Annotated in this window: 11 protein-coding genes; 5 read left to right on the top strand and 6 right to left on the bottom strand. The window is 68.5% G+C overall.

The window, feature by feature from the left end:
* Window positions 1-10: 10 nt before the first annotated feature.
* Together ON21_RS14105 and ON21_RS14100 are read left to right on the top strand one after the other, a co-directional pair.
* The gene (locus ON21_RS14105; RefSeq protein WP_051020790.1) at window positions 11-622 is read left to right on the top strand and encodes a methylated-DNA--[protein]-cysteine S-methyltransferase; all 612 of its coding nucleotides are present in this window, start codon (window positions 11-13) and stop codon (window positions 620-622) included.
* 17 nt (window positions 623-639) lie between these two features.
* On the top strand, window positions 640-1,392 hold the full coding sequence (locus tag ON21_RS14100) for a 2OG-Fe(II) oxygenase (RefSeq protein ID WP_051020788.1): 753 nt from the start codon (window positions 640-642) through the stop codon (window positions 1,390-1,392).
* Between the two features lie 198 nt (window positions 1,393-1,590).
* Here the strand turns inward: ON21_RS14100 and ON21_RS14095 are convergent, their stop codons facing one another.
* A complete protein-coding gene (locus tag ON21_RS14095) occupies window positions 1,591-2,625 on the bottom strand; it encodes a cytochrome d ubiquinol oxidase subunit II (RefSeq protein WP_039798326.1) in 1,035 nt (344 codons plus the stop codon).
* Window positions 2,626-2,629: 4 nt separating this feature from the next.
* On the bottom strand, window positions 2,630-4,051 hold the full coding sequence (locus ON21_RS14090; protein WP_039798325.1) for a cytochrome ubiquinol oxidase subunit I: 1,422 nt from the start codon (window positions 4,049-4,051) through the stop codon (window positions 2,630-2,632).
* Between the two features lie 361 nt (window positions 4,052-4,412).
* Between ON21_RS14090 and ON21_RS14085 the strand changes: the two genes are divergently transcribed.
* Window positions 4,413-4,628, top strand: a complete 216-nt coding sequence (locus ON21_RS14085) for an Rv3202a family protein (protein WP_039798324.1) — start codon at window positions 4,413-4,415, stop codon at window positions 4,626-4,628.
* Entirely contained in the window at window positions 4,600-4,971 is a 372-nt protein-coding gene (locus tag ON21_RS40995) for a cold-shock protein (RefSeq protein WP_083880612.1), read from the top strand. The genes ON21_RS14085 and ON21_RS40995 overlap by 29 nt, the downstream gene beginning before the upstream one ends.
* Before the next feature lie 128 nt (window positions 4,972-5,099).
* Here the strand turns inward: ON21_RS40995 and ON21_RS14075 are convergent, their stop codons facing one another.
* The 3 genes from ON21_RS14075 to ON21_RS14065 form a co-directional block, all read right to left on the bottom strand.
* A complete protein-coding gene (locus ON21_RS14075) occupies window positions 5,100-5,588 on the bottom strand; it encodes a DUF1360 domain-containing protein (protein ID WP_039798323.1) in 489 nt (162 codons plus the stop codon).
* 651 nt (window positions 5,589-6,239) lie between these two features.
* On the bottom strand, window positions 6,240-6,659 hold the full coding sequence (locus ON21_RS14070) for an Hsp20/alpha crystallin family protein (RefSeq protein WP_039798332.1): 420 nt from the start codon (window positions 6,657-6,659) through the stop codon (window positions 6,240-6,242).
* A gap of 372 nt (window positions 6,660-7,031) precedes the next feature.
* The gene (locus ON21_RS14065) at window positions 7,032-7,658 is read right to left on the bottom strand and encodes a hypothetical protein (RefSeq protein WP_039798322.1); all 627 of its coding nucleotides are present in this window, start codon (window positions 7,656-7,658) and stop codon (window positions 7,032-7,034) included.
* Between the two features lie 288 nt (window positions 7,659-7,946).
* Here ON21_RS14065 and ON21_RS14060 point away from each other — a divergent pair, with 288 nt between their 5' ends.
* Window positions 7,947-9,050, top strand: a complete 1,104-nt coding sequence (locus ON21_RS14060; protein ID WP_039798331.1) for a glutamate--cysteine ligase 2 — start codon at window positions 7,947-7,949, stop codon at window positions 9,048-9,050.
* Window positions 9,051-9,104: 54 nt separating this feature from the next.
* Here the strand turns inward: ON21_RS14060 and ON21_RS14055 are convergent, their stop codons facing one another.
* Window positions 9,105-10,100, bottom strand: coding sequence for an alpha/beta hydrolase (locus ON21_RS14055; protein WP_051020787.1), 996 nt, complete (start codon window positions 10,098-10,100; stop codon window positions 9,105-9,107).
* Between the last annotated feature and the right edge of the window lie 77 nt (window positions 10,101-10,177).

Genomic DNA, 10,177 nt, shown 5'->3' with positions numbered 1-10,177 from the left:
ACGAATCATGATGGCCACCCTCGATCACGGCGACGGGTTGTCGCGCGCACTGACCCCGGACGCCGACCTGCTCGCCGCGCTGCACGCGCGACTGACCGCCGAGGCCGCCGCGGCGGGCCTGCTCGATGTCGCCTACCGCCTGCTGGAGACCCCGGTGGGGACGTTGCTGCTGGCCGCGACGCCCGCCGGACTGGTCCGTGTCGCCTACCCCACCGAAGACCACGACGCGGTACTCGCCACTCTGGCCGCGCGGATCAGTCCCCGGATCCTCGCCGCGCCCGCCCGGCTGGACACGGCGGCCCGGCAGATCGAGGAATACTTCGCGGGCCGCCGGACGCGTTTCGACCTGCCGCTGGATCTGCGGCTGGCCGCGGGGTTCCGCCGCCAAGTGATCGAGCACCTGCCCGCCATCGGCTACGGGCAGCGCGCGAGTTATGGGGCGGTGGCGGCGGCGGTCGGCAACCCGCGTGCGGTGCGCGCGGTCGGCTCCGCCTGCGCGCGCAACCCGCTTCCGGTGGTGATCCCGTGCCACCGGGTGGTGCGTGGGGACGGGACCATCGGACAGTACGTCGGCGGCGTCACCGCGAAGCACGCACTGCTGGATCTGGAGGCGGCGGCATGAGTGAGCCGAGCATCGCCATGGCTCGCCCCGCGAAGCCCACGGCGATTCCCGGGCGGGCCGCCGCTTCTCTGACGGACCGCGTCGACGACCAACCGTGGCCGACACTGCTCGCCGAAGTCGACGCCTACGGTTGCGCGGCGACCGGTCCGATCCTCACGGAGCAGGAGTGCGGCGAGTTCACCGCCATGTGGGACGACCTCGCGCGCTTCCGATCCACCGTCGACATGGCGCGCTATCGATTCGGTGAAGGCACCTACCGCTACTTCGCGCATCCGGTGCCCGAGCCGATCATGCGGCTGCGGGCGGCCTTCTATCGAAAACTCCTGCCGCTCGCCCGATCCTGGGCCGAACGTCTCGGCGACCCGGCGCCGTGGCCGGAGGAGTTCGGCGATTGGCTCGATGCCTGCCATGCCGCGGGGCAGACCGAGCCGACCCCGATCCTGCTGCGCTACCACGCCGGTGACTGGAACGCCTTGCATCGCGACCTGTACGGCGAGCTGGTCTTCCCGCTGCAGGTCGTCATCGGATTGGACCGATCCGGGATCGACTACACCGGCGGGGAATTCCTGCTCGTGGAGCAACGCCCGCGCGCTCAGTCGAAAGCGACCGTGTCGGTGCTCGAACAGGGGCACGCGTTGGTTTTCACCACCCGCGATCGGCCGACGCCGTCCAGTCGCGGCTGGTCCCGCGCCCCGATCCGCCACGGTGTCAGCCGCGTGCGCAGCGGTGTGCGGCACACTCTCGGTCTCGTGCTGCACGACGCGGAATAGCCATCGTGTACACCGACGCGATCTCCGCTGGTTACCGACCCTGTGCGGTCTGCATGCCCGCGCGGTACGCCGCGCGGAAGAAGGCGCGCTGATCGCGGATCGCGCCAGAGCCCGCAGCGCCGATTCGAACAGGGGCCGGCTGCTGTGCGGGTCCTGCCGCCGGTAACCCCAGGATCGGGTGCCGCTGGTGCGGAGTAGCTACGCCTGTTCCGGTGAGCCGGTACGCGCGGGCTCGTCGCGGACCCACGCGTCGGTCTGGGTGAGCCAGAACAGATAGGCCAGGGCGGGCAGGACCGTGACGGCGGCGACGGCGACGACGGCGAGCAGTCCCATCAGGGTGGCTCTTGCACCCGCGGCATCCGCGATGAGCAGGTGATCGACGAGGATCCATGGCGTCTGCGCGACCGCCCACCCGATGACGATCGCGGCGACCGCGACCGTCGCGGGAACGCGCGCCCACCCGAATCGGCGGCGGTACACCAGGGCCAGGGTGAGCACGCCCGCGGCTGCCGAGAGTGCGATCAGCGGAAGGGCGCGCCCGAGAAGTCCGGCGCCGAGAGTCGGTGCGTCGTGCCGGATCGGCACGATCGCCGCGATCGCGACCGCCCCGGTCACGCCACCGACGATCAGCGTGCGCGAGCGCAGGTATCCGGCGAGTGCGTCGTCGCCCGAGCGCGCGGCATCGGCGGTGAGGAAGACGCCGGCCAGGAAGGCGGACGTCCCGACCGCCAGCACGCCGCCCAGAATCGAGGTCGGGTTCAGCCAGGACCGCATCCGGTCGCCGTACCCTTCGGCGGGCACCCGGCCGGAGGCGATCGCGCCGACGGCGGTGCCGAAGAAGAACGGCGTGATGAGCGACGCGCCCGCGAACAAGGCGCCGAACAAGCGTGCCTGGCGCAGGCTCGCGGAGTACTTGCGGAACGCGAAGTTGGCCCCGCGCAGCACGATACCGAGCAGCGCCAGGCTCATCGGAATGAACAGTGTGGTCATGATGGCGGCGAACGCCGTCGGGTAGGCGGTCCAGAGGAACACCAGGATGTAGATCAGCCACACGTGATTGGCTTCCCAGACCGGTCCGATGCTGTGGTCGATGAGCACTCGCAAGCGGCTGCCGCGCCGGGGCCCGCCCGCGGTGAGGTCCCAGAATCCGGAGCCGAAGTCGGCGCCGCCGAACAGCGCGTAGAGCACCACCCCCGTGAACATCGCGGTCGCGACCACGTCCGAGAGATCCATCGGATCACGGCTTTCCGACGCTGCGGGCGCGCTGCGCCTGGTCGACCGGCGAGGCGCCCGGTCCATAGGGGGCGGTGATGGTCGCGGCGCCGGTGCGCCAGCGCCGCGCCATGGAACGCAGGACGACGATCGCGCCCACCGTCATCCCGACATACACCAGCAACACGCTGACATAGCTCCACCACAGACCCGTGCTCGTGCTGGCGGCGTCGGTGGTGCGAAGCACCTGCCACACCGTCCACGGCTGACGGCCCACCTCCGTGGCGATCCAGCCGCATTCCAGCGCCAGGATCGCCAACGGTCCGGCGGCCACCGCCGCTGTCAGGAACCAACGTTCGGTCAGCAGGTCGTTGCGCCGCCAGCGCAGCAGCCAGAAGACGATCACCAAGAGCGCGAGCAGGGTGCCGATGGCGACCATGGTCTGGAAGGCGAGGTGGGTGAGGTTGACCGGCGGCCGATCCGCCACGGGCACCGAGTCCAACCCGGGCACCGGAGCGGTCAGCGAGTTGCGGGCGATGATCGAACCAAGCCGGGGTATATCGAGCGCTCCCCGCACCTCCCCGTCGACGAGAACGCCGCCCAATCGCAGCGGGGCGGGTCCTTCGGTCGTGGCGGCCAGTTCGAACGCGGCCAGCTTCGACGGTTGCGTGTCGTGCACCCGCATCCCCAGCACGTGCCCGAGCAGTGGTTGGGCGAGCGCGGCGACGGTCGCGAAGACGAACGGGACGGTGAACCCGAGCCGGTGATGCGGGTCGCGACGGCCCCGCAGCAGACCGGCGGCGTAGACACCGGACACGAGGAATCCGACGACCATGAAGGCCCCGACCCACATGTGCGCGAACTGCAGGTACACCCCTCCGTTGAACATCGCTCGCCACGGATTCACATCGGTCACCTCGCCGTCGGCGAGCCGGAAGCCGGTCGGGTTGTTCATCCACGCGTTGACGCTGACCACACAGAAGGTGCCGACCACGCCTGCGGCCGCCATCGGCACGAGCATGGCCAGGTGGCGGCGCGGCGGCATACGACCCCATCCGTAGAGGTAGATGCCCAGGAAGATCGCTTCGATGAAGAACGACAGCCCTTCGAAGGCGAACGGCAACCCCAGCACGTCGCCGAAGCGGCCCATCAGCCCCGGCCACAACAGCCCCATCTCGAAACTGAGCACGGTTCCGGAGACCGCACCGATGGCGAACAAGATCGCCGAGACCGTCGCCCACCGCTTCGCCAAGCCCAGGGCCACCGGGTCGTCGTGGACGATGCCACGGCGGTGCACGACGTAGATCATGGCGGGAAAGGCCACGCCGAAGCAGGCCAGCACGATGTGCCAGCCCAGCGAGAACGCCATCTGCTGGCGCGCGGGCAGCAGACCGGGCGGTCCTTCGCCCGACGCCTGGTAGAGCGCGGCAAGTGTGGTCGACACCATGACGGCCCCTTCTCTCGGTCTCGATAGCCGCATGCCTGCGCCAGGCACACTCGGCTCTCCGCCGGGGTATCCGCTTCGCGCCGTGTCAAGCCGGTGAAGGCGTCGAGCATCGATGCGGGTTGGGCCGGATCGAAGGGTGGGGTCGGGGGCTTGCGCAGATGTCAAAGGAGTGATAGAAGAAATCTGTGTTGGCTGACAGAGATAATTGGAACACCAGGGCAGTGAAAGCGAGGTGATTGCTGTATTCCAAGGACACGACGATTGTCGAATCTCTCGTTCTCGACTCTTCCTCACAGGTGGGCTCGGTGGGATCCGAGCCCACCCCGCCCTCGAACCGGAATTCATCTCGGAGGAGTGACGAATGACCACGATCCCGCTCTACGGTGACGGTGACCTGGCCGACCAGCAGACCCCCGTTGCTGTCGACGACCATGACATCGGACTGGACACCGGCGGGTTGCACCCGCTGACCGAGCGCATCCGTGCCGCGTTCGACACCGCCGATATCAGCGACCGCATCGATCAAGCCTGGATCACCCCTACCGCCGATGACGACTACGATTGCCTCGCCTACTGACAGCACCGTTCATCCCGACCCGCACACCGGCGCCGCGGAACTGCCGCGCTGGCAGCACGGATGCGTGGCCTGGTTCAACAAGGAAAAAGGCTTCGGGTTCCTGACCCCGGACAACGGCGCTGAGGCGGTGTTCGTCCGGTACACCGCCATCTGCGCCCCCGGCTACAAGACGCTCACTGCTGGGCAACCGGTCGTGTTCACGGCCGCCGACACCGACCGCGGACCCGAAGCCACCCAGGTGCTGACCTACACGCGCACCCACACCACCCCCTCGCCGCACGACCTGCCGCGACCGCATCGATCCAGCCGCCGATGCCGTTTACGGCTACGGCCGGGGCGATAGCCACAAACCTTGTCGTGGCTACAACTGGGCCCGCCCGCATCGAAGATTCGACGGTGCGGGCGGGTCGCTCCCACCTGGTTCTCGCAGTATGGCGGCGCTTGTGACCGGATCGGTGCGACCCCGCTTCGTCAGCGAAGAAGCTGTTCGCCTTCAGCTATCTGCTGAGCAGTGGCATACGCGAGGTGCAGGAAATCGGCACCCGCCAAGGCGGCCGCGGCGTCGGTCAGCACTCGCGTCACCCGCGGCGCGAAAACGTGTCCGATGGTCAAACCGGTGATCGCCCATACGTCGAAACAGAACGGGCAGCTGAGCAACTCGCCGATGCTGTGCTGGATACCGTGGGTCGCCTTCGGCTCCTCGGCGACCTCTCCTGGCCCACCGTCAGCTGCAACCGGCCGCGTGAACGCCGCGCGTACCGGCGCCGTCACCGCGGCCTTCGTCCCCAAGCGAGACAGCTTGTGCGTGGCGAACGCGGTCACTACCAGATCGCGGATGGTCATATCGCGCGGAAGCTTGCGACCTGTCGCGTTCCCGAGCAGTGCGACCGCCGCCACTACCGTCGCGTAGGCGACCATCGTGGCGGCATAGCCACCCACGGGACGAGAGTTGGCGGTCACCGCCGGAATTCCGCGGGCATATCGTGAACGATCAGAAGCGCGCGTCGCATCACAGCCTCCTCTTGGCACCCTGATGAATCTCTCCCGGCCTACCCTGGCCGCGGCCCGGCAAACCGCCGGTGGGAGTCGGGGGAGGGGTCTGCGGTCCCTCCCCCGATCAGGAGAAGAGTGACGTGACAACGAGAGGTCGTTCCTGCGGCGAGCTGTCATCCCTGCGTGCCACACGGTGTGGCGGTGCGCGTGGAGCGGTTGCTCGCTGGTGCTCGCAAGCGCCTGGTGCAGGGGGCGGCGACCGCCTCGCCGCGGAACCCGTTTCTCAGTGGGATGCGGGCATCACCTCCTTCCTTCGACTTCACAGTGCGCTGACGGTTGTGCGGAGGACCGCGTTCGGTGGCAGGCCCCGCTTCGGGGTGCCACCCGTGCGTCCCGAGCTCGTCCCGGCCGGGACGGGGGCTCGAGGCGCGCCGCGGTCCCGGCGCCGGGATGGACGGGTGCGCCCGCCCGCGTAACCGGGCCCGTGCCTCGCACAGGATCGCGTCTACCTCGGCGAACAATCGTTCGAGGTCGGGATCCAGCAGCCAGGCGTCGCACTCGTCGAGTGACCGCGGACGTACAGCCGAATCGGGCATGACGGCATCTCCCGTCCCGGGCTCAGGCGTCGATCGCCTTGTGCCCGTCGCCCCGAGCGACCTCGATCTTGCGCGGCTCGGGCCGGTCCGCCAGCGGGATCGTCAGACGGAGCACGCCATCGGCGTAGTCGGCACGGACCTGGTCGATGTCGAGGTCGTCGCCAAGGAACAGCTGGCGGCTGAATTCGCCGTGCGGCCGCTCGGTGGCCACCATCTCGCGATCGGCGTCGAGTTCCGGCCTGCGCGCCCGAACGGTCACGACGTCGCGCTCGACGTTCAGGTCGAGAGAATCCCGATCGATGCCGGGGGCGTCGATCTCGACGACGAACTGGTCGCCCGCACGCCAGGCGTCCATGGGCAGGACCGCGGGGTGGGCCGCTGTGCCGAACACCTGCTGCGTCCAACGTTCCAAATCGCGGAACGGATCAGTGCGCATCAGCATGGTCGTCACCTCCAACTCACTCTATTCTGCATAGAACGAATCAGATAAGTTGTGCCATAGGGCACAGATTTCTTATAGCACTGATTTGAGTGCCGCGCAAGTACTCAGTCGAGAAACCCGGCAGATAGCCGGTTCCCACCCGTTGCCGCACATCCGCAGGCGCGGCCCCGCACCACCCTCGGCGCGTCCGGCGTATGGCGTGGGGACCCGGAGCCGAAGCCGTCACCGGCCACCCCATCTCGGCCGAACGCGTGGCCGGCGCTACGCACGATGTGATGTGGCGCTGCGACGGTCCTGCCTTGCGGACCGGCGGGGCGAGGAATGTGGTCCCTCGCCCCGCCGGTCCGAGTCGATGTACCGCCCTGATGCGGATCAGCTCGCGGCGCGGTCCGGGAAGTGGAGTACGAGACCCGCGTCCCAGGCGCGGTCGATGATGTCGGCGACATCGATGTCGCGTATGCCGCCGAACGCGGGGCCGGTGAACAGTTCCTCTATGTAGCGCAGGACGTGCTCGGCCACCGTGGATTCGACCCGGCCGATGCCTCCGACGACTCGGGAGGTGAGGTCGCGAGCGCGCATCCGGATGGTGAGGTCGTCGGCGTGGACCTCGTCGGTCCGCAGGAACAGTCCGCAGGGTTCGCGGGGAATCAACGCGAGCCGGATCAATACGCGGGCCGCGCCGATGTATCGCAGCGTTCGGCCGGGCAGGCGAACGCGCAGGCGCAGCAGGATCGGCACCGCGATCGTCATATCCCAGGGTCCGCAGTCGCATCGCACGGCGTGTACGGGTCCGGCTTCGGCGATCGCGGTGGCGCGCACGAGTCCGTTCAAAGCTACCGGCACCGGGCCGATCTCGATGCGCTCACCCACGATCTGCGCGACGACGTCGGCGATTCGTTCCGGAGTTGCCGCGGCACGTAACACTCTGTCGGCGAAGTCCCTGCGCGACAATACGTTTGCCGGCACGCTGCCGGGTGCCGTGTCGTGCTGTTCGGCCATGTCGCTACCTCCGTCGTGCGCGGTCACCGGAATCGGTGGCTACACCGCATGTACGTGGCATCTACCCCGCTGTCGCGATCTCAATCGAGGGCCGCCGCACCGGCCACGACGGCTGGCCAGCCGGTGTCCGATCGTTTGGGTATGTGCGAAGGGGGTACGGCCCGAACACATTCGCTCGCTCCGTGGACACGCACGCAGGCAAGTCGCCTGGGTGGATCGCATCGGCGTGGAACGGGCGGCTACCACCTAGGTTTCCCGGCCGATGTATCGAAGGGCGTGATCACGACCATGGACAACCATGTACCCACTGTCGGTGTCGAAGAGGAATTCCTGCTGACCGACCCGGTGACCGGCGCCCCCACACCAGCGAACATCCGAGTTGCCGAAGCGGCGAAGAAAGCCGGCATCGACCTGCAACTCGAGCTGACCAGTTGCCAAGTGGAGACCAGTAGCGGGGTGCATTCCGATATCGGCGACCTGCTCACGGAACTACGCACGCTGCGTCGGACCGTCGCCGAATGCGCGGCCGCCGATCGAACTCGGCTGCTCGCCGTCGCGGTCCCCCCGACCGTGCCCGAAGGGTTTCCGGTCACCGACACACCCCGATATCGGCGGATCGCCGACAGCTTCGGCATGATCGCCCATGAACAAGGGCTGTCGGGATGCCATGTGCATGTCGGTGTGCCCGATCGTGAGACCGCGATACTGGTCGGCAATCACGTGCGTCCGTGGCTGCCGGTATTCCTCGCCTTGACCGCCAATTCCGCGATCTACCGTGGCAGCGAGACCGGATACGCGAGTTGGCGCAGCATCCTGTGGCGCCGCTGGCCCAGCGCGGGACCGCCACCGTACTTCGCCTCGGTCGAGGACTACGACGCGATCGTCGCGACGATGCTCGCCAGCGGAAGCATCCTCGACAACAAGATGGTGTACTGGGATATCCGGCCCTCGGAATCGTTTCCCACCGTGGAAGTACGGGTCAGCGACGTGCCCGCCACCGCCGAGGAAGCCGCACTGCTCGCCGCGTTGATCAGGGCCACCGTCACCATGGGCCTGCGAGCGATCGAACAGGGTGAGCCCGCCCCGCCCGTTCCCGCCGAAGTACTTCGCGCCGCCTACTGGAACGCCGCGCAGTCGGGTCTGGACGGTGACGGCCTCGATCCCGTCGAAGGACGCGTGGTCCCACACCGCGACTTGCTGGACAAACTCGTCGGGCGGATCGAAGCCGCGCTGCGGGACGCCGGTGACGGAACCTTCGTCGCCGAAGCGATCGCCGCCCTCGACAAGCGTGGCAACGGCGCCCGGCGTCAGCTCGAGGCGATGCGCGCCCGCCGTGAAGTCGGCGACGTGGTCGACGCACTGGCACACGCGACCCTGGAAGGGTGCGTCTGAGGGTGCGTTCCGCATGCCCGAGCGGTACGCCGCGTGGAAGATGTTCCGGACCAGCTAGCGCAGAACGGATTCGAACAACGGCCAGCTGTTGTGCAGGTCCTGCTGCCAGTAGCCCCAGGAGTGGGTGCCGCTGGGGCGCAGAGCGAAGATGGCGGTGACCCCGAGTTCATGGAAACGGTCACGTAGGGATCGGGTGCAGTGGTCCGAGACGGCTTCGAGTATGCCGCCTACGGCCAACCGGTCCACCATTTTCGCGGGATCGCCGTCGATTCCCGTGCTGTGCGGCTGGTCCAGCGGGCCCGCCTGCCCGTTTCCGGCGGCCACGTAGATCGTCGTGCCGCGCAGTCGGTCCGCGTGTAGGTAGGGGTCGTTGGCCGCCCAGGCCGGATCACTCGGCGGTCCCCACATATTCGTCACCGTGCCGCCCTCGGCGGTGACGATCGTGGCCACCATGGCCTGTCCGGCAGCGTCGCTGGTGCGCACGCAGCCGCTGTAGGAACCGATGGCCCGGTACAGACCCGGTGCGGCCATGGCCAATTGGAACACCGAGGTGCCCGTCATCGAGACCCCGGCGATGGCATTGGCACCGGTGCCGCCGAAAGCGGCGTCGATGAGCGGCGGGAGTTCGCGGGTGAGGAACGTGGTCCAGCGCGGACGGCCCAGAACCGGGTCGTCGGCGCGCCAGTCGGTGAAGTAGCTGCCCGCGCCTCCGACCGGCACCACCACGGTCACCTGCTTGTCGGCGAAGAACCGGTCGACGTCGGTCCGGTCGGTCCAGGCGTCGCCCGCGGTGCCGCCGTCGATGCCGTTGAGCAGATACAGCACCGGAGCCGGACGCGACGGGTCCGGGCGGGGCAGCACCATGAGCGACACCGGCGCGGCCATCGCGGGAGAGAAGACGGTCAGCTCGACGGCTCGCCCGTGCGCGGGTCGCATCGGAGCCGGCTCGGCGTCCGCCGGGCTCGCGGAGCCCATCAGCATCAGCAGTGCGAAGACGCCTGCGCGCCAGGCTGTTCCGCGCGACGTGCGGCACAGTCGAGGGGACGGCATGCGCTCGACGCTAGATTCCGCCGCGGCGGGACGGCAACGGTCCCGCGGCGGTTTGGGAAATCCGGTAAATGGTCGCC

Source organism: Nocardia araoensis NBRC 100135, from assembly GCF_000308435.1.
Classification (GTDB): domain Bacteria; phylum Actinomycetota; class Actinomycetes; order Mycobacteriales; family Mycobacteriaceae; genus Nocardia; species Nocardia araoensis.
Note: the sequence above shows the minus strand (reverse complement) of the source record. Positions and strands in the feature narration are given on the sequence as shown.

Bases quoted from the DNA above. Each gene is read 5' to 3' on its own strand.
- ON21_RS14105 (WP_051020790.1), top strand. From the start codon at position 11: ATGGCCACCCTCGATCACGGCGACGGGTTGTCGCGCGCACTGACCCCG.
- ON21_RS14100 (WP_051020788.1), top strand. From the start codon at position 640: ATGGCTCGCCCCGCGAAGCCCACGGCGATTCCCGGGCGGGCCGCCGCT.
- ON21_RS14095 (WP_039798326.1), bottom strand. From the start codon at position 2,625: ATGGATCTCTCGGACGTGGTCGCGACCGCGATGTTCACGGGGGTGGTG.
- ON21_RS14090 (WP_039798325.1), bottom strand. From the start codon at position 4,051: ATGGTGTCGACCACACTTGCCGCGCTCTACCAGGCGTCGGGCGAAGGA.
- ON21_RS14085 (WP_039798324.1), top strand. From the start codon at position 4,413: ATGACCACGATCCCGCTCTACGGTGACGGTGACCTGGCCGACCAGCAG.
- ON21_RS40995 (WP_083880612.1), top strand. From the start codon at position 4,600: ATGACGACTACGATTGCCTCGCCTACTGACAGCACCGTTCATCCCGAC.
- ON21_RS14070 (WP_039798332.1), bottom strand. From the start codon at position 6,659: ATGCTGATGCGCACTGATCCGTTCCGCGATTTGGAACGTTGGACGCAG.
- ON21_RS14065 (WP_039798322.1), bottom strand. From the start codon at position 7,658: ATGGCCGAACAGCACGACACGGCACCCGGCAGCGTGCCGGCAAACGTA.
- ON21_RS14060 (WP_039798331.1), top strand. From the start codon at position 7,947: ATGGACAACCATGTACCCACTGTCGGTGTCGAAGAGGAATTCCTGCTG.
- ON21_RS14055 (WP_051020787.1), bottom strand. From the start codon at position 10,100: ATGCCGTCCCCTCGACTGTGCCGCACGTCGCGCGGAACAGCCTGGCGC.